15 protein-coding genes are annotated in these 23092 nt (G+C 54.4%); 8 read left to right on the top strand and 7 right to left on the bottom strand.

Features of this window, described 5'->3' with window-relative positions; all coding sequences use genetic code 11:
• Nucleotides 1-97: 97 nt before the first annotated feature.
• Nucleotides 98-610, top strand: coding sequence for an energy transducer TonB (locus F7231_RS00680; protein WP_166690549.1), 513 nt, complete (start codon nucleotides 98-100; stop codon nucleotides 608-610).
• Between the two features lie 181 nt (nucleotides 611-791).
• Here F7231_RS00680 and F7231_RS00675 read toward each other — a convergent pair whose 3' ends face one another.
• The gene (locus tag F7231_RS00675; protein WP_166690548.1) at nucleotides 792-3704 is read right to left on the bottom strand and encodes a S8 family serine peptidase; all 2913 of its coding nucleotides are present in this window, start codon (nucleotides 3702-3704) and stop codon (nucleotides 792-794) included.
• A 425-nt stretch (nucleotides 3705-4129) separates the two neighbouring features.
• Here F7231_RS00675 and F7231_RS00670 point away from each other — a divergent pair, with 425 nt between their 5' ends.
• The 4 genes from F7231_RS00670 (at nucleotide 4130) to F7231_RS00655 (ending at nucleotide 10007) form a co-directional block, all read left to right on the top strand.
• Nucleotides 4130-5686 (top strand): gluconokinase, encoded by a 1557-nt coding sequence (locus tag F7231_RS00670; protein WP_166690547.1) that lies wholly within the window; start codon nucleotides 4130-4132, stop codon nucleotides 5684-5686.
• 54 nt (nucleotides 5687-5740) lie between these two features.
• Complete coding sequence (locus F7231_RS00665) at nucleotides 5741-6403, top strand: DUF4230 domain-containing protein (RefSeq protein WP_085410528.1); 663 nt, start codon at nucleotides 5741-5743, stop codon at nucleotides 6401-6403.
• Nucleotides 6404-6496: 93 nt separating this feature from the next.
• Complete coding sequence (locus tag F7231_RS00660) at nucleotides 6497-7585, top strand: hypothetical protein (protein WP_229369532.1); 1089 nt, start codon at nucleotides 6497-6499, stop codon at nucleotides 7583-7585.
• Nucleotides 7551-10007 carry a hypothetical protein gene (locus F7231_RS00655; RefSeq protein ID WP_166690546.1) on the top strand — a complete coding sequence of 819 codons (2457 nt, stop codon included), beginning with the start codon at nucleotides 7551-7553 and terminating at the stop codon, nucleotides 10005-10007. Before F7231_RS00660 ends, F7231_RS00655 begins: the two co-directional genes overlap by 35 nt.
• A gap of 58 nt (nucleotides 10008-10065) precedes the next feature.
• On the opposite strand, the gene rnhB is transcribed toward F7231_RS00655, so the two are convergent.
• The 3 genes from rnhB to tsaD form a co-directional block, all read right to left on the bottom strand.
• The gene (gene rnhB / locus F7231_RS00650) at nucleotides 10066-10647 is read right to left on the bottom strand and encodes a ribonuclease HII (protein ID WP_085410530.1); all 582 of its coding nucleotides are present in this window, start codon (nucleotides 10645-10647) and stop codon (nucleotides 10066-10068) included.
• A gap of 78 nt (nucleotides 10648-10725) precedes the next feature.
• Nucleotides 10726-11748, bottom strand: a complete 1023-nt coding sequence (locus F7231_RS00645; protein ID WP_166690545.1) for a vWA domain-containing protein — start codon at nucleotides 11746-11748, stop codon at nucleotides 10726-10728.
• A gap of 93 nt (nucleotides 11749-11841) precedes the next feature.
• The gene (gene tsaD / locus F7231_RS00640) at nucleotides 11842-12852 is read right to left on the bottom strand and encodes a tRNA (adenosine(37)-N6)-threonylcarbamoyltransferase complex transferase subunit TsaD (RefSeq protein ID WP_166690544.1); all 1011 of its coding nucleotides are present in this window, start codon (nucleotides 12850-12852) and stop codon (nucleotides 11842-11844) included.
• Between the two features lie 114 nt (nucleotides 12853-12966).
• On the opposite strand from tsaD, the gene F7231_RS00635 reads away from it, so the two are divergent.
• The 3 genes from F7231_RS00635 to F7231_RS00625 all read left to right on the top strand — a co-directional run bounded on the left by F7231_RS00635 (nucleotide 12967) and on the right by F7231_RS00625 (nucleotide 18830).
• On the top strand, nucleotides 12967-13362 hold the full coding sequence (locus F7231_RS00635) for a VOC family protein (RefSeq protein WP_166690543.1): 396 nt from the start codon (nucleotides 12967-12969) through the stop codon (nucleotides 13360-13362).
• Between the two features lie 304 nt (nucleotides 13363-13666).
• Nucleotides 13667-18373, top strand: coding sequence for a translocation/assembly module TamB domain-containing protein (locus tag F7231_RS00630; RefSeq protein ID WP_166690542.1), 4707 nt, complete (start codon nucleotides 13667-13669; stop codon nucleotides 18371-18373).
• A 112-nt stretch (nucleotides 18374-18485) separates the two neighbouring features.
• Nucleotides 18486-18830, top strand: a complete 345-nt coding sequence (locus F7231_RS00625) for a hypothetical protein (protein ID WP_166690541.1) — start codon at nucleotides 18486-18488, stop codon at nucleotides 18828-18830.
• 48 nt (nucleotides 18831-18878) lie between these two features.
• Here the strand turns inward: F7231_RS00625 and F7231_RS00620 are convergent, their stop codons facing one another.
• The 3 genes from F7231_RS00620 to ccsA form a co-directional block, all read right to left on the bottom strand.
• Complete coding sequence (locus F7231_RS00620; protein ID WP_166690540.1) at nucleotides 18879-20156, bottom strand: hemolysin family protein; 1278 nt, start codon at nucleotides 20154-20156, stop codon at nucleotides 18879-18881.
• A gap of 11 nt (nucleotides 20157-20167) precedes the next feature.
• A complete protein-coding gene (locus F7231_RS00615; protein WP_085410536.1) occupies nucleotides 20168-20410 on the bottom strand; it encodes a hypothetical protein in 243 nt (80 codons plus the stop codon).
• Nucleotides 20411-20511: 101 nt separating this feature from the next.
• Complete coding sequence (gene ccsA, locus F7231_RS00610) at nucleotides 20512-23088, bottom strand: cytochrome c biogenesis protein CcsA (RefSeq protein ID WP_166690539.1); 2577 nt, start codon at nucleotides 23086-23088, stop codon at nucleotides 20512-20514.
• Between the last annotated feature and the right edge of the window lie 4 nt (nucleotides 23089-23092).

Genomic DNA, 23092 nt, shown 5'->3' with positions numbered 1-23092 from the left:
TTGATGGTCTGGTACAGCTAGGAGTAAATCATACTAACCAGGTAGAGTAAGGTCCTCGAACAAATTACTTTTGGGGTCGACGCAAGCCAGAGATCCGATGAAACTACTGCTTCTTTTTCTCAGCCTGTTATTCGTCGGCTTGGCTGCTGACGCCCAGCCAGCAACGCCAGCTTTAAGTAAGGATCCTGTTTTCCGCGTTCTGCTTCCCCGACGAATTATGTACCCCGTCGTGGCGGAGCGCGCCGGAGTGTACGCTAACGTGTATGCCGGTTTTCGGATCGACCATAGAGGACACGTGCAGGACGTCAGTATTCTGAACCCCACCAAAATAGGATATGGTTTCGAGCATGAAGTCATCAAGCGAGTGAAGCGACTGCCTCCGCTGGACCCGAAGTACGAGGGCAGGTACGCCCTTCCAGTAACATTTGCCCTACCCGATTATGGCAATGGTGCTAAAATAACGAGTTCGACCAACCGCTTACCCAACGCCTATCTCAAAGATCGGATTCTGTTAACTGAAGTAACGATTGTAGGGAACGTTATGCCAAGCGAAAAGGGCAACGAGTTGGCCCCCTACACGTTAGGGACTGTCCCGCCAGTCAATCAGTAGCCCCTTTCAACATCCATCTGCAAAAGCCGACATCTGGTGTTGATGCGACTGCTGGCCAAAACCGCCAGACCAGATGTCGACTGGTAGCGTACCCGTTACGGCTACTTTGTTTGTCGCCCAAATCAAAAAAGGCCCACTCTGCGAACAGAACGGACCTTCTTAATCGAACTGAGTCAGCTGACTAGCGTTGCTTTACTATTCGCTGACGATGGATTACGCCTTCCTGCGTTTCCACGCTTAATACATAGAGTCCCATCGACAGAGCAGATACATCAGCGTTTAATCGGCCAACACCGTCTACCGGCTCCAGCCCCCATTCGCCCTGGCGCCGCCCCTGCAAATCGAACAGGCCAATCTTACACGGTGCCGATAGACCAATCACATCAACCCGCAATCGATCTGCAATTGGATTGGGCAGCACTACCACTTGAAGCGACTCGGTGGCAGTTGCAGCTTCACGGGCATTAGCCAGTGAACAGTTACCATCCAATTGCACAAGAAGTAGACTAGTGCTTCCAGTTGCGTCGGTCACCATCAGCTTTAGCTTGTAATTGATAAGACTGTTCAGGTTTCCGTTACTGCTGGCCAAGATCAGCGTCGTTTCGTTGGGCGTGAACGTGACCTTACCGATCTTTTCTCCCTGTACTCCAATTGACTTGAACTCATCGTCAACGCTGCCCGCTGTATAGGACCAACTATATGTGAAAGGAGCCAGACCACCCGTCAGGGTTGCGGTGACTGGTATGGTCACGGTACCCCCTTTGGCCGGTGGGGCCGCTTTTACACAGACAGTGAGCGGTCCGGCTAGCGAAGGGAGTGTAGTAACTGTGACACTCGCCGTTGCTGTATTGGAACAGGTATTTGCATCGGTGACAGTCACGGTATAGGGCGTTGTACCAACGGGGGGCGAAACGGTAATCGACTGAGTTGTCTCGGTTGTAGTCCACCGGTAACTATCTCCGGCACTAGCCATCAGGGTAACCGACTGGCCTGTGTATAGTGCCGTGCTTGACGGAGTGATGCTCACCACGGGCAGCGTATTGACCGTCAAATCTGTGAAGCCAGCAACCATCAGGTTATTGGCGTCTGTTACCGTAACGCTAACCACCTGAGTACCTGCCAACAGATTGCTGACCGTAACTGTAGCCGTGTTAGCGTTGGTAAGTGTACCGCCAGCAGTCTGCCATGTATACGTGTAAGGTGTTGTACCGCCCTGCACCTCCACCGCTACCTCACTACTGCCCTTCTCACAGACAACCGCAGGCGTTGCCGTTAGTACCAAGTTGGTAAGCGATGAGGCTAACACAGCCCGGTCTGCCTGAATAAAACCAGCGCCGGTTCCGAAATCGAAGCCCGTATCGAAGTTCGGCGTAAACGGGTCATCCATATCCAGGGCCGTTTGCTGCATAATTGACAGGATTGTGTTACGGGACAGGGTATTTTGCGCCCTTTCCTGCATCAGCGCTGCTACAGCTGCAGCATGAGGCGCGGCAGCCGACGTTCCAAAGAAGTTGGGAAAGCCATCGCCATCGCTGTCACTACTGAAGAAAGTGTTATTGACCCCATCCACAGCCGTAATCTCCGGTTTCTGCCGCACGATGCCAGCACCTGGTAACCGTTCTCCAGTCGGGCTAAACAAGATGGGGGTACCGCCTGCTGACGAAAAATTTTCAATGACAGCGGTTGTCAATGCCGGGTTGAAGGCGGGGGTCTGTGTATACCCGGCCGCACCCGTGCTGATACAGCCAGCCGCCATATTGTGGCCATACGACGCCCCACTTTTCGTGTCGTACTCAATGGTGACGAATCGGCTTCCAAAATTCACCCATTTGATAAGCCCAGGATCAGGGCCGGCATATTTCACAACAACAATATCTACACCAACCGGGACCGATCCACTATTAGTTATGGTTGAGGTCACTTCAACAGGGTCTCCGCTGGCAAGGTTATCGGAGGAAGCACTTGTTAAAAGCGTACCATTTGTACGATAAATGAGTATATCTAAATCTGTTTGGGCACCCACCGAACCGGTAACAGATTTAAAGGGCTCATCCCACTGTAATACCAATCTCAACGTAGCTCCGCCAGGAATCGTAATTCGTTGACGAATATCGCCGCCACCAAAATCGTGCGCTGGCCCATAGTTGGGAATCGTTTGCCCTGAGTTGACAAAACCAGCTTGATAGGAAGACCTTACCCGGTTACCTGCAGACGAAAAGTACGAAACACCTTTCGTGTTCACGACCTCATCAACGGCCTGCCCAACAATACCATCCTGAAAGAACGGCTCTGCCAGGTAAATGATGTCATCTACGATGATGTTACACCCCGCGTTAGCTAGCGCCCTGATGCCATTAGCAAATCCAGCCTGGCCCCGATTAGCCGTGTTGAAAGCGATAGCTGCGCCAGGGGCCACATCATGCACAATTTCGGCCATAGCCCGCCCTTCATCGGTAGCACCAGCTACCAGATAATCATCCAGCACCTGTACGTTGGAGGGCAGATCACCAGATGCCACCCCCGCAGCAGCGCCGTTCCGGTAATTGTATGAGTCTGAAATCACGCCTATCTTGGAACCGGCTCCTGTGACGTTATAAGTTTGCCGGGCCACATTCGCCCGAAGTGCCACATCGCCCTGCGACGTAACCGCCCCGACATTTGTTTCAGGGCGGTAATAAGGCCGGGCATACCGCAACTCAGCAATGTCTTTTAGGGCATCTAGCTTATCAATGGGCAGATAGCCAAACACCATGCCTTTATGGGCTTCGCCACCTCTCAAACCAAGGCTTTCCAGCTTTCTCACCAGCGCCTGGCCATTCTTATTAGTAGCTATGGCTTCGATAGCAATGAAGTTGCCCTCGATGACGAGATCAGCGTTTTCTTCCAATCCGTCTACTGCCTGACGTTTAGCTACGCCGTTGTCTCTCTTTACCTTCAGTAAATCGGAAGTCAGTTTCGCTGCCTTGGCTTCCACCTTGGCCGCTTTCAATTCGTCAATATCAATTCGTTGGGCTTCGACGGGGGCACATATACAGAAAAACAACAGCAAAATGAGGCCAAATAGCCCCTTACGCACACGTAGTGATTTCGACATGGTTACCAGGGTTATAGTAGTGAAGCAAGACGATGTGTCTTTGAAAATATGTAAATGGGAACCCAGGCACGCATGGCATTGTGCCTGCCTGAATCCACGCTGAACGAACTAGTTATCTATAAGCGAGCACATGAATAACTAGTTAAATTCAAGTAGTAACATCGCAGTTATATAATTGATAAACAATGCCTTATTATTAAGTGGCCATCCCACACAATAAACACATATGTAAGTATTTTTATCCAAGCAATACATATTCATTCTACGAACGAAATAGTCTATTTATATGCATCAATTCTGGCCGCTTTTAACTAGCAGTCATACTTGGCCTGCCACCAATTAAGAATTCATTTTGACTATTGTCTACTAGACTCGCAAAACGCTTTCGGTTCCTGAGGCGTTGCCTTTGTGTATTCCTTAATCCTATGCCCCTTACTCCCCTGCTTGTTGGCGTCGATGTTGGCACCACGAATTTGAAAGTCCTTGCCATTGACCCCGACACAATGGAGCTTGTGGCGCATGCCGCCCGGCCCGTGGAAACAAACGTACCCAGGCCGGGCTATGCCGAGCAGAACCCGGACGCTATCTGGCAGTTGCTCCTGACCTGCCTGGATGAACTGGCAACTGAAGTAGCCGCCGCCGGCCGTAGCCTGGGCGCGCTCTGCTTCAGCACCGCCATGCACAGCCTGCTCGCCGTCGACGAAGCCGGCAAACCCCTCACCCCCGCCCTGCTCTGGTCTGACAATCGGGCGAGCGAAGAAGCAACCGACCTGCGCCGCGAACAGGGCGATCTGTATAAGGCTATTGGGGTACCCATTCACCCGATGCTGCCCTTGTGCAAGCTGATCTGGTTTGGCAAACACCAAACGCGCCTGCTGAAACGGGCTGCCCGCTGGCTATCCGTGAAAGAGTACTTGTGGTGGAAACTCACAGGGCGCTATGAGGTAGACTACGCTATCGCCACCGCAACGGGCCTGTTCGACAGCCGCAAAACCACCTGGCACCGCCCCGCCCTGAAACTGGCGGGCATTAGTACCGAGCAACTGAGTACGCCTGTCAACACGACCCACGTTGTGCCGTATGTGGCTTTGCCGGGTCAGGCCGTGCCGGGCCTTTTGCCGGGTACGTTGCTGGTCATTGGCGCATCAGACGGTTGCCTGGCCAATCTGGGAGCCGGGGCCGTTGAACCGGGCATTACCACCATCACCATTGGCACCAGCGGGGCCGTTCGCCGAACGAGTATCCGACCCGTTCGGGATGCGCAAAGCCGCCTGTTTTCGTATCCGCTCTACAGGCATGATAGCGGGTCGACCACGAGCCAGCCGGTAGCGACTCATTCAGAAACACGTCACCCAGGGCAGGCAGAGACTGGTTTATCGGACTGGTACGTGGTGGGCGGTCCCACCAACAACGGGGCTAACGTGCTGGAATGGCTCTCGGAAAAACTCACGCATCAGGACGTACCTACGGTGCTCGCCACTGCCGAAACAATTCCGCCCGGTGCCGATGGACTCCTGTTTCTGCCGTACCTACAGGGTGAGCGGGCCCCACTCTGGAATGCCGCCGCCCGGGGTAGTTACCGCAACCTCGACTGGCAGCACACCCAGGCACACCTGGTTCGGGCGGCGCTGGAGGGGGTGATGTTCAACCTGCGGCAGATCGAACTGTTACTGGCCCGACATGCTGGTCCCACGCGGGTGATTCACGCCAACGGCGGGTTTGCTCAATCAGAATTTTGGGTGCAGATGATGGCCGACGTGTTTGGCGTACCGGTGCGGCTCAATGCCAGTAATGAAAGCGGGGCCATCGGTGCGGTATTGCTGGCGCGACTGGCGCTGTCACTGCATACCGGCAAACCTGTATCTTTGACCGACCTGACCCGTCAAATAGCTTTCGGACATACATTTGAGCCAAACGCCGAGCGGCATAAGGTTTACCTGCAGTCCTTCAAACAGTTTCAAACCCTGATTGACACCCCGTAACGCCGAAACGGTCCGCCGCTAGGGGGTCAGTTTTAGTTCTACACCCGCCATACTATGGACTTTCTAAACACGCTACTCTTGCTCACCGTCGGTCTGGCCGGGGGCGTTGGCCTTACCACCCTGCTGCGCAGCAAAAGTGCTGCGCCTGTTACCGACGTACGCCACGAATCGACGTTGCTGCTGGAGCGAATCGAGAAGGTATTCAAGGTGGTGATGGCGGAAGGCTACTTCTCGGAGATTTACAATTACCAGGATCAGAAGAAGATTCTGTACATGTTCAACGACCCCAAAAAGGCCATGATCATCGCCAAATCGAAGGTGCTCGTGGGGTTCGATTTCCAGAAAGTGCGGTTCCGGCTGTCCGACTCCGGCGACAAAACCCTGGTTGTCGAGTCGTTTCCAGAGCCGGAAATCCTGTCGGTTGATACCGATTATAAGTTCTACGATATTCAGTCGGGCATCCTGAATCATTTCGATAGCGAGACCTATACGAGCATTCTCGACGAGGCGAAACAGGCCATGCAGAGTCGTGCCCTGCAAAGCGACCTGCCTCGCATTGCCAACAACCAGATTCAGTACATGATGTATCAACTGGCCGGTTCGATGGGTTGGGCGCTGGAACTCCCCGAAGGTGACCAGCGCAAGATCGAAGCCATTGAGCAGGGGAAACCACTGGCCCTGGATCCGCCCGCATTACCGCATCATCCAACTGATTAAGCCGTGGGGGTAGCCGGACTGCCCTCACGGTTATCCGCCTATATTACCTCACCAGACGAAGTACCTGTATAGCAACACGCATACCGTATTATCATGAAGCTAGCTCCCGGTTGGGCGATTCTGTCGGTCCGGAAGTGGGGAGGCAAAATAGCCCGTCCCTGCATACGAATCCTATGGTTGGCGGGTCTGCTTTTAGCGTCTTGCCAACCCAAAACGCAGCGTACAGCCGAGCTGCTGCCTGCCTTTTACCATTGGAAGACGACCTTTGCACCAACGGTTTCTGACCGGGCTACGCTGGACACGCTTGGCGTTAAAACGCTGTACGTTCGCTTTTTCGATGTTGACTGGGACGTGGCGAAACGAACTGCCATTCCCAAAGCGACCATCCATTTCGGGCAACGGCCGGGAGAAGGCCTGCGGGTGGTTCCGGTCGTATACATCACCAACCGGACAGTAGCCAACCTGCAGCCAGTCAACGCACCTGAGTTAGCCCGAAACCTGACTCGCCTCATTAGCCAGCTGGCCGATCAGCAGGCGATTCGTACTGACGAAATTCAGCTCGACTGTGACTGGACCCGCACCACACGCAGTACCTATTTTAGTCTCCTGACGGCCATTGCCCGCGAAGCGAAGGTGCCTCTTTCGGCAACCATCAGGCTGCATCAGGTGAAGTTTGCGGCGCAGACAGGCGTGCCCCCCGTAGCCCGCGGGATGCTCATGGCCTACAATACCGGCGACTGGAAACAGCCCGAAACCCGCAACTCGATTCTCGACCTGAACGACCTGAAAGCATACACCGACTACCTGCCCGGTTATCCGCTGCCGCTCGATATTGCCCTGCCCCTCTTCCGCTGGACGGTAGTGTACCGACATGGCCGTTTCCTGACCTTGCTCAACAACGTGGGTCGGGCGCAGGTACGTGCCCTGCCGGGGTTACAGCCGCAGACCGACTCCACCAGGTACGTTGCCAGCCGGGATACACAGGTGCTGGGCGTTCAGTTGCGCCGGGGCGATCTGCTCCGGACCGAGGTGTGTTCGGTAGCCGACTTACGAGCAGCTACCGACATCCTGCTGGCGCAATTACCCGATCAGCTACGTACATTTACCCTCTACCATCTCGACTCGACTGTATTGCATCCGTATGCTCATGCCGACCTCAACCTATCGTTACGCCATCCGTAGGGTTGCCCTGCTGCTCGCCATTCTCATCGGTTTTTCCTGCGGCCCCGGTGCCGATGAAATGGGCGAATTCTTCAGCCTGTTCCAGCCCGAAGCCGCTACGTTCGCCTCAGCCGATGGCCGGTATATATTCACACCCCAATTATACAAGGCGGGTTATTTCGGCGTCGATGATGCGCCCGATTCGCTGGCGGCTGAAACGAATACTGCCGCCTGGGTAGCTTACCTTGGCGCTGGGTATCCGGCCAAACTCGTGAGCGGCGCATTGGCCGATACGTCGGCTTCAAATGATTTGGTAAACCGACTGACCAGCGCAAAACCGGAGGCGGCAACGTACCTGCGTTTTGCCTATGCGGCCCAGCAGGCAACGGGCGAGTCATCGCCCTGGACTGTATCGCAACCCGACACCGTGCAGCTAACACAGCTGCGGGCGCAGGCACGGCGTTTGGCGATGGCGACAACTGATCCGTTCCTGAAAGAACGGTACGCGTTTCAGGCCGTTAAACTAGCCGACGAAGCCGGTCAATTTGCACAAAGCAGTACTGATTATCAGCAATTAGTAGCTTCATTACCAACGCGGACGTTCATCAGTGACTGGGCACGCTGCCGGCTGGCGGGGGCACTGCTGTCGCAGGGAGAGACGGATTGGGCCGTGTTTGAGTTTGCACAGGTTTTTGCCAACTGCCCCACCCGTCGCCTGGCTGCCGAACGGAGCCTGCGCCACCACAATCTGCGGTTTACCGACAAGGCACTGTCTTTCGCCAAAACTGATGCAGAACGGGTGGCCGTCTATGCCATCTGCGCCATTCAACCCAAACAGGACGCGCTTCCCCTACTGGAAAAGATGGTTACGCTCGATCCCAAAAACCCGTTGATCGAGCTGGTGCTGGCGCGGGAAATAAACCGGAATGAGTACTATTTCGCCGCCAAACAGTTTCCCGGGTACGTAGACGACGAAACCACCCGCGCTGACTCGATCGCTTTTGAAACCCGCCGAAAAAACGTACCCGGCTATTCGGAGCAACTGCTGGCTTTTGCAGAAAAATCAGCCAATAACGCGGCGCTGGGTAATCCGGCGTTCTACCTCACCGCTGCCGCTTACCTGCACTACCTCGACGGTGACTATGAATCGGCTAAAAAAACGCTGGCCGAAGCGGCCCTGAAACCAACAGCCAATACAGCCCTGAAGCAGCAAATTGCGCTGCAACAGTTATTGCTTCTGACTGCTCAGCCCGGCCTGCCCACCGCTACTGACGAAACCGAGCTGATTAGCTACCTGACCCAGTTCAAGCAGGCGAGCGTACCCGACACTAATGCACCGTATGTTACCAATTTCCGGTTTACCAACGCGATTCAAACAGTGGGGCGGCAACTGGCGAATCGGTACCTCGGCCATGCAGGCGACGACCGGCCAATTAAATGGCTGGCTTTTGTGGGCTGTAGCCAGAAAACACCCTTTGAAGGCGATCAGGCTACCTACAGCGGACCTCGACAGGCCAAAGCGTTTCTGATGCGAATGCTTACGACCGGAAACGGCAGCGCCGGGTACTCGCTCTACGATTTTGATGCACAGATGGCGCTGGAAGACTCGGCCTCGGTTGAAACGGCGCAGAGCCTGTACAACTACGTCAGAAATCCGCTAGGTGAGTTCGATGAACGGCTGGTCAAACTAGCCGGGGTAGATTCTACGTATGCCCGTTTGCTACTTGGGCGCCGGGCACTGGCCGAAGCGCGGTATGGTATCGCCGAGCGGGCGTTGAGCAAGGTTAATGCTGCTGTTTGGCAAACCGACCCGTGGAAGACGTACTTCACCATCGACCCGTTCAGCGTGAACATGCCGGGCGAAGGCAAGCCGCGCAACCCCTACACACCGGCCCGGTTTACCGAAAAGATGGCGAATCTGTTCTGGCGGGCGACATATCGTAAAGACGGTGACAAGACAGCACAAACCTGGTATGAACTGGGTTGCGGGGCGTATAACCTGACCTACTATGGCAACGCCTGGATGCTGGTTCACCGCTACCGGAGCAGCGGCGAGCCGTATACGTACCGCTACAGCGCCACCGACGCGGCACACCTCGATCAGTTCTACAATGACCCTTATTATTCGGCACAAACGGCGCGGTACTATTTCGTGCAAGCAGCCAAGCTGGCCACCGACCCCGAATTGGCCGCCAAAGCCACCTATATGGCTGCACGCTGTGAGGCGAACGCCCTCCAGACACGCCGGGTAGTTGAAATTGCCAAAACCGGTGGGTACGTGGCCGACGACGATCAGCTCTTCAACGAGAAGATGCGGCAGCTTGCCACTGCTACCTACGACTCGTGCGGTACCATTTACCAGCGTACCTACCGCCAAACGCAGTTTGCCCAACTCATGCAAACCCGCTGCGCACTCTACCGCGACTTTATGGGCGGGGAGTGAGGGCGTGGGGCATACCTAACCTATAGCTGGTCTACCGTGTCGACCACCCATCAACGCCCTATTCCCTTAACAAACGGAAGCTTAGGCGGTGGTATGGTGTAGTGCCGTACTCGCGGATGGCGGCCCGGTGTATAGCCGTTGGATAGCCAACGTTTTGCCCCCACCCATAGGCCGGGTACGTTTGACCAAGCTGCGCCATCAATTCATCACGGTAGGTTTTGGCCAGTACCGATGCGGCGGCAATGCTCAGGTAGAGCGAGTCACCTTTGACGATACAGGTATGAGGCACCATCGGGTAGGGCGTAAACCGATTTCCGTCGACCAGCAAATGCTCGGGCCGGACGGTGAGCGCATCGGTAGCACGGTGCATGGCGAGAAAACTGGCTTTCAGAATGTTGATTTTATCGATATCGGCGGGCGACACCTCGGCAATAGCCCAGGCAACGGCATCCCGCCGAATGTCGACCTGGAGTTTGTCGCGCTGGCGATGACTCAACTGCTTGGAATCGGTCAGGATGGGGTGGTGATAATCGGGGGGCAGAATCACTGCCGCCGCCACCACGGGGCCAGCCAGGCACCCCCGCCCCACTTCATCGAGTCCCGCTTCAAGCAAGTTGGGTGTATGGTATGATTTGAGCATATACTGTATGGTTTGACGTTTGTGGTTTGCTGATTGACGTTGCGCTGCCAATCAGCAAACCACAAACATCGAACTGGTTTAGTCTTCCAGACTATTGGCCAGTACGGTGTTTTTCAGAGCGAGTGCCAGCAGCAGGAACATGATACCCCAATAGATGTAGGGCCGATACTGATCCTGTACGTCTTCATAGGTCTGTACCCGAACGGGTGCCCGTTCGAGCTTGTCGATGCGGGCAAAAACCTGCCGGAGCTGACCGGCATCGTTAGCCCTGAAAAAGCCTCCCTGCCCAATTTTAGCGATCGTTTTCAGGATACCCTCGTCAAACTGCGTGGCTACACCCAGGGTATCTGTCGGCTGGGTACGTTTGCCAACGGCAATGGTATAAATTTTTATGCCGAAGTTCTGCGACAGCCGCGCTACGGTGAGCGGGTCGAGGTTGCCGGCGGTGTTGTCGCCATCACTCAACAGAATGAGCACTTTGCTTTTGGCCTGTGAGTCGCGGAGGCGGTTGATCCCTCGAGCCAGAGCGTCACCGATGGCCGTTCCCGTTGTCCGGATCATATTCGGGCTCAACTCACGGATATACTGCTGCAACAGGGCGTAGTCCGTGGTGAGCGGGCAAAGCGAGTAGGCCTCTCCAGCAAAAACAACCAGTCCAATGCGGTCATTACGGCGACCTTTCACGAACCCCAGTGCTACCTGACGGGCCGCCGCCAGCCGATTAGGACGCAGATCCGTCTCGGTCATCGACGACGAAATATCGATCGCCAGCATGATATCGATTCCATCTGACTGTTCCTCGCGCAGTTGCCGAACTACCTGCGGCCGGGCCAGGGCCAGCAGTAAAAAGCTGATTGCCAGCCAGACGCAGAGTGGCAGCAAAAAACGCAGGGTGCTCACCACACGCATCCAGCCGTCGGGACGGGGGCCAACTAACCCGGCCAGCGATACCCGCAGTTGTTGGTGGTACCGCCGACCAAACAGCTTACGAAGCCCGAAAAGCCCCACCGATAATGGAATGAGCCATAACGCCCATTGATTGTCGTAGTGAAACGATCGGAGGGTTTGGGGTAACAACCAGTAAAGCGCGTACCAGGGCATAAGGGTTTCGGAGCGGGGATTTTGGCTGGTGGATGGGATTTAATTTGGCGACAGCAATAGCGCTGACAGATAAACGTCCCAATCCAGAATCATTCATAACTCCATCCGTGGCAGCGGGCTGACGTCCTGACCAACGAATTCGTTTTGCTGAAACTTGACATAACCAGCCATAGCAATCATGGCGGCGTTATCGGTACAATATTCAAACTTCGGAATAAATACCTGCCATCCGTGTTCGGCCCCGAGGGCGAGCAGGCTGTTCCGCAAGCCACTATTGGCCGATACGCCACCCGCAATGGCAATCTGCCGGATTCCCGTTTCGCGCACAGCTTTCGTCAGCTTTTTCAGCAACATCTGAATCAGTGTGTGCTGAATGCTGGCGCAAATATCGTTCAGGTTGTCGGCAACGAACGTTGAGTTCCTGCGGGTGTTGTCGCGCAGGAAATACATGATCGCCGTTTTTATTCCGCTAAACGAAAAGTCCAGATCGGGCATGTCGGTGAGCGGAAACGGATACGCCATCGGATTACCCAGCTTCGCGTACTTGTCGATCAGCGGTCCGCCGGGGTATGGTAACCCCAGCAGCTTGGCCGATTTATCGAAGGCCTCGCCCACGGCATCGTCCTGCGTCTGGCCAATCACGTGCATGTCAAGCGGGCCATCTACACGCACCAGCTGGGTATGTCCACCGCTGACAGTGAGGCACAGAAAGGGAAATTCAGGTACGTTCTGTTCGGGTGTATCTTTGATAAAATGGGCCAGTACGTGAGCCTGCATGTGGTTCACTTCGATGAGTGGGATGTTCAGCCCCAGCGCAAATGCCTTGGCAAACGAAGCCCCTACCAGCAACGAACCCAACAGACCAGGCCCCCGCGTGAAAGCAATGGCCGACAAATCGGTTTTCGCTACTTTTGCCTCCGCCAGCGCTTGCTCAACTACCAGCACAATATGTTGCTGGTGCGCTCGTGACGCCAGTTCGGGCACTACCCCACCATAACGTTCGTGGATCAGTTGGGCAGCGATGATGTTGGACCGAATGTGGCCATCGGTTAACACCGAGGCCGACGTTTCGTCGCAGGATGATTCAATAGCAAGCAGTGTCATTACCGCAAAATTACGACCTTTTACGCCAACCCCGGCTTACGTACGCCGAATCGCCTTTCTGCCCACAGGATTACCAGACACCCTTTTCGTGCCACCCCCTTTTCCCTTACTCCCATGGCCCAAACCCTTGCCCTGATCGCGCTTGTTGTGGATGACTACGACGCAGCCATTCGCTTTTATGTCGATAAGCTCAATTTCACGCTGGTTGAAGATACCGTGCTGAGCGAGACCAAACGCTGGATACGTGTGGCACCGCCGGGGTCGACGGGTGGCAGTCAATTGTTGCTGGCTCAGGCCGCCGACGAGGCACAACACAGCCGGGTAGGTAACCAGACCGGCGGACGCGTATTTCTGTTTTTACACACTGACGATTTTCAGAGCGATTACCAGCGGCTGCTCGACAACGGAGTCAGGATCGTACGGGAGCCTGTGGTTCAGCCCTACGGAACCGTAGCTGTTTTCGCCGACCTGTACGGCAACCTCTGGGACCTGATTGGCCCTACAGCCTGATTGCTGTTTGTGGCTGGAACACGGACTTCGGCCTGTTTTCATCGATCACCGTACGGACTAAGGGCGGTCCTATTGGTCTTTCCGGGCGACAACGTATATAGACCGGTTTCCCTGTATTTTTGTACCGGATAAACAACAAAATACGCGCTGGCTGCCAAATCCGGTTAAAACCTTTTTTAGGCCAAAAAGCGGTGTAACGAAAACACCATTTTTACCGTTTAAAAGGCAGTTCCTAAACCGTACGGCTCGTTATTGGTCGAAGCAAAAACGACAACCGGGCCCACCCCCACCTTTATTACCCTGAATGCGGTCATTTGTTAACATACTCCTGAAAACGTTACTGCTGGTGTCACTGGCTTTTGTAACGCTTTGGGTGATGCTGCAATTACCCCCCGTTCAGACGTATATGGTGCAACGCGCCGCTAAATGGGCGACCGAAAAACTGGGCATGCAGGTAGCTATCGGTCAGGCTTCAATCAAATGGTTCGACACGCTAACGTTCGAGGATGTACGGGTTCGCGATTATCAGAACCGGCCCATGATCAATATCGGGCGGCTGGAGGTCGATTATAACCTCGCCAACTTCGTTGATTTCACCACGCTGCCTCACTGGTTGACCGACCTCTTTATGAAGCCGGGCACCAAGCTCCGGAAACCAACCAACGCCACGCACCTCGATGCGGTGGTGCTCTATAAGCCCAACGTGCAGTTGGTGTATAGCCCTAAAACAGGCGACCTCAACCTCGACGATTTTATCTCCGCCATTGAACGGCTAACCTCCGACCCCGCCACGGCCAATGTGCCCAGCGATATGCACGCCCCCTTTACCATTGGCGAAGTAGCCGTAGTCGATGGTTTTTTCTCGATGGACGATCCGCGCGAGGCGTACATGAAGAACCCGAAGGATTTTGATTACAATCACCTTCGGCTATCGGCCATCAATGGCGACGTAACCAACTTTCTGGTACTGGGCGATACCATTGCCCTCGATGTAGCCAGGCTGCGAACGGTGGACCGACAAACTGGCCTGACGGTGAAGCGGATGGATACGAAATTCCTGTACTCATCGAAGAAAATGGAGTTCGCCAACTTGTACATGGCGGTTAATAACTCGGTTATCCGCAAGTACGTGGCGTTCCTCTACAACACCCATAGCGACATGGGGGACTTCAATACGAAAGTGGCGATCCGGGCTAATTTCGACAATAGCATTGTGCGCTCGGCTGATCTGGGTGCATTCAGTGAATACATTCGGGGACTAAACGAGACCTGGTTTTTAACCGGTACCATGCGCGGTCGGGTGGTCGATCTAAGTCTGGTCGATACCGATCTTCGCTTCGGCCCGCAAGGCCGTAGCCGACTGGTAGGTGATCTGGCGTTCAAGGGCCTGCCCGACATGGATAACCTGCTGGTGAACCTCAAGTTCCGGCCGTCGCTGGTAACCATGGCCGACATCCGTCAATATTACCCCGAGCCGTCGTTCAACAAGACCATGGCCAAGTTGGGTACGTTGGCGTTTAACGCCAACTTTGCCGGAGCGTTCGACAACTTCACGACCGACGGGCAGTTTAGTTCAGCCCTGGGCCGGGTGGCTGGTAAGCTGAAGCTAAAACTGGCCGATAACCCCGACCTGACCACTTACGAGGCCGACTTGACCGCCGACAATTTTAAGATAGGCGAGTTGATCGATCAGCCGGGTACGTTGCAGGCCATTGACGGGCGGGGACGGCTTAAAGGGCAGGGCACTGACCTTAGCCGTGCGCAGGCCGACGTCGACGGGCAATTTGCGCGCTTTGGTTTTGGGGGGTATGACTACAAAAATCTGGTGGTACAGGGTAACCTGCAAAAAGCCTATTTCGATGGTCATGTGGCCCTGCGCGACCCGAATGCCAAGCTCAATCTGGATGGTGAATTTGACTTGCGAGGGCCCAGTAATCACTTCGACGTTCGGGGTACGATACAGGAAGCCGACCTGCGAGCCTTGGGCTACACCACTGACTCGTTAACGATCAGCACATATGTCAATGCCGTGCTGGAAGGCAATTCAGTTGATCAACTAACGGGCGACGCCAAGTTCCGCGAGGCGTTTCTGACGCTGAACGGCCGAAACCTGGCCGTCGACACGCTCTCTGTCGTATCAACGATCGAGGGGACACAAAGCCGGTACCTGAACATCGACTCTGATTTTCTGTCGGCGCGTTTACAGGGCAATTACCAGCCCAAACGCACCATTGCCGATCTGACCCGGCTTGTCAGTGAATATAAATTATATTTCGCTGGCGACGCGGTAGGCCGCAAACAGTATTATGCCGATAAGCTGGTGCGTTCGCTACGCGACAACCTGCCCGCCTATCATATCGATTACCTGATGGCCGTTCGAAACGTGGCTCCGTTGCTGACGTTTTTGAATATGCCGGCTTACTTATCGACAGGTACACGCCTGGCAGGTCGCTACAATGCCGACAATACGCAGTTTATCACCGCCAACGTCACCACCGATTCGTTGCGCATCGCCGATTACGCCTTTGGCCCCACGGAACTGGACCTGACGACGTCTAAATTCACTAATTCGGAGGAAGTGCTGGCATCGGCCATTATATCATCGGTGCGGCAAAAACTGGGAGGGCTGGCCCCTACCCAAAACCTTGACGTAGAAGCCTCCTGGGAACAGGACCATATCAATTTTACCAGCCGTGTCGACCAGACAGGTACGTCGAACCGGGCCGATCTGAATGGTGAACTTCGCTTCAAAGGCGATGCGATTGACCTTACCTTCCGCCAATCGAAGCTTCGGCTGCTTGACACCGACTGGACTTTGAATCCGGAGAGCCTGGTTCGAATGGTAGGCAACGAGTTTACGCTGCAAAATGTGACGGTATCGAATCAGAACCAGTTCATTACAGCCTCTGGAAAAGTATCGGCCGACTCGGCAGCGCGGTTGAATCTGGAAGCACGCAGTTTTCAGCTGAGTTCGCTTAACCCGGTGTTGAACACAAAGCTGGGTGGTCTGTTGAATGGCACGGTACAGTTACGCAATCTGTATAAGGCGGCCATTGTGGAAAGCCAGCTGAACGTGGCTGGGCTAGCCTACGAAGATGCCATCATTGGCGATCTGGTTGGTTCGGGAGCCTACGACCCGATTGCCGAGCAGGTGATTGTCGATGCCCGTCTGATTCGCGAGCAGGCCGACGTCTTTACGCTCAGGGGTACGTATACGCCAGGCCTGAAAACGAATTCACTGGCCCTGCGTGCGCTCTTCAACAATACCGAGCTCAAACTGGCTGCTCCGTTCACAAAAGGTCTTTTCTCGAACTTTGGTGGTACACTGGTTGGGCAAGTCGATGTAAAAGGCACGCCCAAAGCTCCCCTGCTGAGCGGCTCGGTCGATATCAAGAAAGGCCGGACTACCTTCGATTACCTGAAAGCTGACCTGTTTTTCGACAACACAGTTTATTTCGGCGATAATGAAATTGTAACCCGACGCATGGTGCTGCGCGATCCGGAAGGCAACACGGCGATTGTTCGGGGGGGGGTATACCACGATAACTTTAAGTTTTTCCAGCTTGGGTTTGATGCCGATCTGCAAAAATTCCGCATCATGAACACCACCGCCAAAGACAACGACCTCTTTTATGGTCAGGCGGTCATCACGGGCAAGGCCGAACTCTTTGGCCCACTGGATAACCTGACGGTGCAGGCCGATATGCAGAGCAACAAAGGCACGCGCATGTACATCCCGCTCGATGGTGCCGCGTCGGTGAGCCAGCAAGACTATATCCAGTTCGCCAGCCGCCGTACCGCCGCCAAGGACAGTGTGCGCCAGTCGGTGGATTTGTCGGGCATCAAGATGGATTTCAAATTCGACATTACGCCCGATGCGTATTGCGAAGTGCAGTTCGACCGGCAGTCGGGCGATATCATACGTACCTACGGCGAAGGGCGCATTGCGATGAACGTCGATACGAAGGGCGACTTCAGGATGACGGGTACATACGGCATCACCCAGGGTGACTACACCTTCACTTTCCAGAACCTGCTCAACAAGAAATTTCAGATTCGGCCCAATAGCCGCATCACCTGGACGGGTGACCCCTACGGCGCACTCATCGATGTCACGGCGGCTTACACGCAATTTACTGCCCTGGGGGCGCTGCTGCCTACATCAGGTACGTCGTCGAACGTGACAAACAACTCGCCCGACCGTACCCGCCGCTATCCCGTTGACTTGCTGATCAAACTGACCGGCCAGCTTACCACACCCGATGTTGGCTTTGATCTGAAAGTAAAAGAATACCCGGCGTCGTCAGAATTCCGGCAGGCGGTGACGGCATTCGAAAACAGGCTGCAAAGCAACGACCAGGAGTTAACCAAGCAGGTGAGCAGCCTCTTGATTTTTAACCAGCTAATTCCGGAAGGATCGAATCTGTTCAGCCAGGACGTGCAGGGCGGCGTAGGCAATGCCTTCGGCGAAATCCTGTCGAACCGCCTGAGCCAGTTATTCTCTAACGTCGACGAAAAACTGAACGTTGGCGTTTCGCTGGGCAGCATTTTCGGAACAGCTACGGGCACACAGGCGAGCGACAACCTGCTGAATAACCTGCAACTCCGGGTATCATACCGGCTGCTCAACGACCGACTGCGCGTAAGTCGCGACGGAGGCTTTACGTATGGCCAAAGTCAGGCAAGTGCGGCTAGTTTGCTGGGTGAGTGGACGCTGGAATACTGGCTCACCCCGGATGGACGATTGCGCGCCAAGATGTATAACCGCAACCAGCAAAGTGCACTCGGCGCACTCAGCCTCGGCTCGACGACGCTGACAACCAGCGGTGGCCTGAGCGTACTCTATACCCGATCTTTCAACCGGCTGCTCTTTGGCTCAAAAGACGTGAAACCCGGCATAGCCGTTCCGGAGCAACCTGCCCCGCCAACCACAGGCACGCAACCGCTGGCAACACCACCGCCAGCCAACCCACCTACCTCAACATCGGTAAGCCTGACGGGGAACAGATAGGCAATGGCCGGGTACGTTACCGGTCGATTCGGAGGAGAAACAAACCGGCCATAGGCGGGTTCTACTGGTAGTACATAACAATAGACCTCAACGTCCTTAACAAAAGAGAACCATGGCCTCACACGCATTGGATCAACGGCTGTTCGACCAGACAGCCACCGTATTCGCAGAGAACGACCCTTCTGCTACCTCGCCCGCCGATGGCGTTAAGCTCATCAACGGCTGGCTAAAAGTGGTTGAAGGCAACGCAAACACGGAGCGGATCGAGAACAAATTGAAAGAGCTAAGCGGTCAGTTGCAATTTGCCAAGCCCGACCTGGATCGCATCCGTGAGTTACTCATGACCCTGGCCGACCATACCTCGCAGTTAACGCAGAACGCAGCCATCCAAGAACAGACGGTCAATAAGCTCGAGAATGTAGCCACGTCATTGCGGCTCTTTGCTGAGCAGCTGTAAAATAGCTAGTTGTTACGCTCCATCTTCAAGGTGGGGCGTAACAACTAATTACTCCCGCCCGACGGTGACCCGAACGGTGTCGATGCGGGTACCCTGCACCGACTCGACCACAAACGCATACGGGCCCATCTCGAATATATCACCTACATTAGGCAGGTCTTCATTGATCGAAAGGATTAGACCACCCAGCGTCTCGTAATCGCCTTCGGGCAAATCCCACCCGTACTTTTCGTTTAGATCGTCGATCTCGTGACGGGCCGATAACAGGTACGTCCGGTCGTCGATTTGCTGTTCTACCCAGTCTTCGTTTACGTCATATTCGTCCTGAATCTCGCCGAAGATCTGCTCCACGATATCTTCTACGGTAATCATCCCCGCCGTGCCGCCAAATTCATCGACCACAAGCGCAATGCTTTTACGTTCCGACAAAAACCGCAGCAGCATGTCTTGCGCGGGCATGGTTTCAGGCACTGTCAGGATAGGTAGTAGAATGTCCTCGATTTGCGTTGGCTTCGTAAAAAGCCCCAGCGCATGGCAGTAGCCAATCACATCGTCGATGCTGTCGCGGTAGACCAGTACTTTCGAGTGGCCGCTCTGCTGAAACGCCAATCGCAATTCATCAATCGTTTCATCGCTGGCAACAGCCGCAATTTCGGTGCGGGGCACCAGGCAATCACGCACCCGGACGTCCCGGAAACCAATGGCGTTATTAAAGATTTTGGCGTCGACCTGTCCATCTTCTTCCGCTTCGGCAGGGCTTTGGTTCAGGTGCTGTAAGTAGTTATTGAGGTCGGTTAGCCCAAAAACGGGCCGCAATTCCGCCACATGTTGCCGCAACACATATTTGTTGAATAACCGGGCCGCGCCTACCAGCACACGTACCAGCGGAGCAATTCCCTGGTAGATAACCCATAGCGGAACGGCCAGTTTCTCCAGAAACGCATCGGGGTGAATAAGGGCGAGACTCTTGGGCAGGTAATCGGCAAAAGGCAGAAAAATAAGCGTCAGAACCAGCGTTTCGATGGCCAGCAAAGCGATCGGGCTGTTAAAGTCGGCGGGCAGCAGGGACTCCATCACCGGGTTCAGCACGGTTACGCCCAGTACGGCATACAGCACCAGAAAAAGCGTGTTACCGGTCAGGGTGGTGCCAACAAACAGAATTGGATTTTTCAGGAAGCGCGATACCAGCTTTTCACCCAGCGGGCCCTGCTTGCTGTGAAGGTCGAAATAAAGCCGGTTTACGGAAGTATAAGCCGTTTCAACGGCGGCAAAGATCCCCGTGGCAACCAGGGCAAAGAGCGCACCAAACAGGAGCGAATAGGTCATAGGAATGGGGCTTACTTCTTCGCTTTTTTCTCAGCGTCCTGCTTTCGTTTGTCAATCATCTGCTTAATCGTTGGCGATACACTTTTGTTTTTCTGCTGGTCACGCACCCGGAAAAACTGGAAGGCAAACAGAAAAACCAGTGCCAGCAACAGCAGGTCGTAACTCCCTGTGAAACCGACCCGGCGGATTTCCAGAATCCAGAGGAGCAGCGCACCGATGAATCCACAAATGAATAGTGTATCGCGAAGTTTCATGGTCGTAAACAACTATCAGTTATCCATCAACAATAAGCGTCGACCGGCAGCAACTGATAGCTGGGTACGTAGCTGTTTGTTGATGAATAACTGATAGTTGATTATTGGTAACTAACTACTGTTTTACGGGCTTCTTTTTCTGCCTTCCCGTCCATCTTCCGATTTTCGCGGTAGCGGCGGACAATGGCCATGACAAAGCCAATGACCATCACCAGGGTACCCATCCAAAGCAGGTTAATGAGTGGTTTCTCCGATGCCTTCATCACGATGTAGTCGCGCTGAGTACGGTTCACGGCAAACGTAAACTGGCCCGTTTTAGGATCAATCGTTTTCAGCTGAAGACGCACGCCCAACTCATCTGAAATGTCGGCCGGGCTGGCAATAGCCCCGTCCCGGATAACAAAAGCAGGCTGCATCATCACCTCACGATCTTTGTAGAGCACACGTACCTGCGCCTTCACACCCACATCCGTCGGCTTCATGTCGATGCCTTTCACCTCGTTTGTTTTGGCTACATTATCCAGAATGGCTACGTAGTCATTCAGGAAGAACGTATCACGGATGGCCACCGCATAGGTCTCGGTTTTCTCCCACTGGGCTTCCGCATTCGGATCGGGCACCGATGAAACAAAGGTGTACAGATCACGACCCGCTTTGTGACGAATATCAGGCGAAGCCAGCAGTCCCATCCGGTCGTTAACTTGGGCACGGGGGTAGAGCGAGAACACTTTACCGCTCGGCTCGCGGTACTCTACTTCATAGTACACGTTTTCGGGATACAGCGCTACGGTATCGCCTTTCTTGTGGTACAGCTTACCATCAATCGACAGGTCTTCCTGCGCAATGCCGTGGAAATCACCTTCGATCACTTCAACCGCCTTACGGGGAACGTACCCAGGCATATCACGCACCTCTACTTTCTGGCCACGGTAGGTCATCTGGTAGCCCTGCATTTGCTCCGACTGGTTGAGCCACAGCAGGACGTTCTCTTTGTTCTCTTTGTTGTCGTCTTTCGTGAATTCTTCCGACTTCGAAATCAACAAGCCACTGTTATTAATCGATGTCACTTTTGAATAGCCCGAGGAGAAAAGGATACCGATCAACATAAGGGCCATGCCCATGTGTGCAACAGCCCCACCCGACAAGCGGTAGTTGCCCTGTATCACCCCCAGCAGAATGGCGCCGTTGGCCATGATGGCGAACACCGAAGTAGTCAGGAATACCATGTAGATGGGATTCTTTATCTGACCAAAACCGATGATGGCGGCACTTACGAGCAATGTCAGTACCAGGGGCGTCATCAGCGTGTTGAAGTTGCCTTTACCAGCCTTGCGCCACCAGATATACTGGCCAACGCCCGACATGATGGCGATAATGCTGAAGAACCAGATCTGAAATTTGTTGTAGTGCGCGACCTGATTGGTCGGCATGGCCAGATTCGAGGCTTTACCAAACAATTCGGCTACTTTATTGTAAACCGGAATCGACGTGGTTGAGATAACCTGGAAACCGGCCAGACACAGCACCACGGCACCCAAAAAGAGCCAGAGTTCTTTATTGTAGATCGACAGTTCCTGCTCGTCGCTGGGGATCAGTTTCCACTTCGCCGCCATCAATGCTACCGAGATCACAACGAAGGCAAGCAGATACATTAACAATTGGCCCGATAAACCGAGGTCAGTGAAGGAGTGCACAGAGGCATTACCCAAAATGCCGGAACGCGATAGGAAGGTTGAATACAGGATCAGCAGGAATTGCGCAACGGTGAGAATAATGGCCGTTTTCAGGCCAGCCGAGCTGCGTTTGGCTGTCAGCATGGTATGCATGGCGGCCACCATGATCAGCCAGGGAACATAGACGGCATTTTCAACGGGGTCCCAGTTCCAATAGCCGCCAAAGTTCAGCGTTTCGTAGGCCCAGTAACCGCCCATCATGATACCAACACCCAGCACAACCGCACCAACCAGCATCCAGGGCTGAGCCGGACGAATCCAGTTGAGTGGCTGATTCCGCCACAGGCCCGCAATGCAGTAGGCAAACGGTACCAGCGACAGTGCAAAGCCGAGGAACAGCGTGGGCGGGTGAATCACCATCCAGTAGTTCTGCAACAGTGCGTTCAGGCCCTTGCCATCTGCCGGAATAAAGTTGGGATTCATCGTGAACACCGGCGCATCGGGCATCGCATCTTTCAGCAACAAAAAGGGCGACGAACCAATTTTCACATCGCCCAACACCACACCCAGAATCATCGAGGTCAGGAAAGCCTGCACCAGGGCAAACACGGTAAGCATGGGTCCCTCCCACTTGGCACCGGCCGTACGGGTCAGAATAATACCTAACATGGCGTTCCAGAACATCCAGAGCAGAAAACTACCCTCCTGCCCTTCCCAAAAACAGGAAATCATGTACTGAACGGGCAGCGCCAGCGACGAGTGGCTCCAGGCATACTGGTACTCGAAACGGTGGTTGTAAATGATAGAGAACAGGCAAGCCACTACGCTGACAACGGCAACACCGTGAACGTAGAACGCCCAGCGAGCCAGGCGTTTCCAATGGTTTTCTTCAGCCGCCTCGCGGGCCAGCGTCGTTTTCAGGTACGCAAACGTGGCTACCAGTGCCGTCACAAACGACAGGATAACAAACAGGTGACCCGTATTACCAACGGTGAATTCTTTCATAACT

It is taken from the genome of Fibrivirga algicola, from assembly GCF_011742925.1.
Classification (GTDB): Bacteria; Bacteroidota; Bacteroidia; order Cytophagales; family Spirosomataceae; genus Fibrella; species Fibrella algicola.
Note: the sequence above shows the minus strand (reverse complement) of the source record. Positions and strands in the feature narration are given on the sequence as shown.

What these genes read in the sequence shown, in the direction of transcription:
- F7231_RS00645 (WP_166690545.1), bottom strand. Translation starts at nt 11,748, where the DNA reads ATGCCCTGGTACGCGCTTTACTGGTTGTTACCCCAAACCCTCCGATCG.
- rnhB (WP_085410530.1), bottom strand. Translation starts at nt 10,647, where the DNA reads ATGCTCAAATCATACCATACACCCAACTTGCTTGAAGCGGGACTCGAT.
- F7231_RS00665 (WP_085410528.1), top strand. Translation starts at nt 5,741, where the DNA reads ATGGACTTTCTAAACACGCTACTCTTGCTCACCGTCGGTCTGGCCGGG.
- tsaD (WP_166690544.1), bottom strand. Translation starts at nt 12,852, where the DNA reads ATGACACTGCTTGCTATTGAATCATCCTGCGACGAAACGTCGGCCTCG.
- F7231_RS00620 (WP_166690540.1), bottom strand. Translation starts at nt 20,156, where the DNA reads ATGACCTATTCGCTCCTGTTTGGTGCGCTCTTTGCCCTGGTTGCCACG.
- F7231_RS00630 (WP_166690542.1), top strand. Translation starts at nt 13,667, where the DNA reads ATGCGGTCATTTGTTAACATACTCCTGAAAACGTTACTGCTGGTGTCA.
- F7231_RS00655 (WP_166690546.1), top strand. Translation starts at nt 7,551, where the DNA reads ATGCCGACCTCAACCTATCGTTACGCCATCCGTAGGGTTGCCCTGCTG.
- F7231_RS00660 (WP_229369532.1), top strand. Translation starts at nt 6,497, where the DNA reads ATGAAGCTAGCTCCCGGTTGGGCGATTCTGTCGGTCCGGAAGTGGGGA.
- F7231_RS00675 (WP_166690548.1), bottom strand. Translation starts at nt 3,704, where the DNA reads ATGTCGAAATCACTACGTGTGCGTAAGGGGCTATTTGGCCTCATTTTG.
- F7231_RS00680 (WP_166690549.1), top strand. Translation starts at nt 98, where the DNA reads ATGAAACTACTGCTTCTTTTTCTCAGCCTGTTATTCGTCGGCTTGGCT.
- F7231_RS00615 (WP_085410536.1), bottom strand. Translation starts at nt 20,410, where the DNA reads ATGAAACTTCGCGATACACTATTCATTTGTGGATTCATCGGTGCGCTG.
- F7231_RS00635 (WP_166690543.1), top strand. Translation starts at nt 12,967, where the DNA reads ATGGCCCAAACCCTTGCCCTGATCGCGCTTGTTGTGGATGACTACGAC.
- ccsA (WP_166690539.1), bottom strand. Translation starts at nt 23,088, where the DNA reads ATGAAAGAATTCACCGTTGGTAATACGGGTCACCTGTTTGTTATCCTG.
- F7231_RS00625 (WP_166690541.1), top strand. Translation starts at nt 18,486, where the DNA reads ATGGCCTCACACGCATTGGATCAACGGCTGTTCGACCAGACAGCCACC.
- F7231_RS00670 (WP_166690547.1), top strand. Translation starts at nt 4,130, where the DNA reads ATGCCCCTTACTCCCCTGCTTGTTGGCGTCGATGTTGGCACCACGAAT.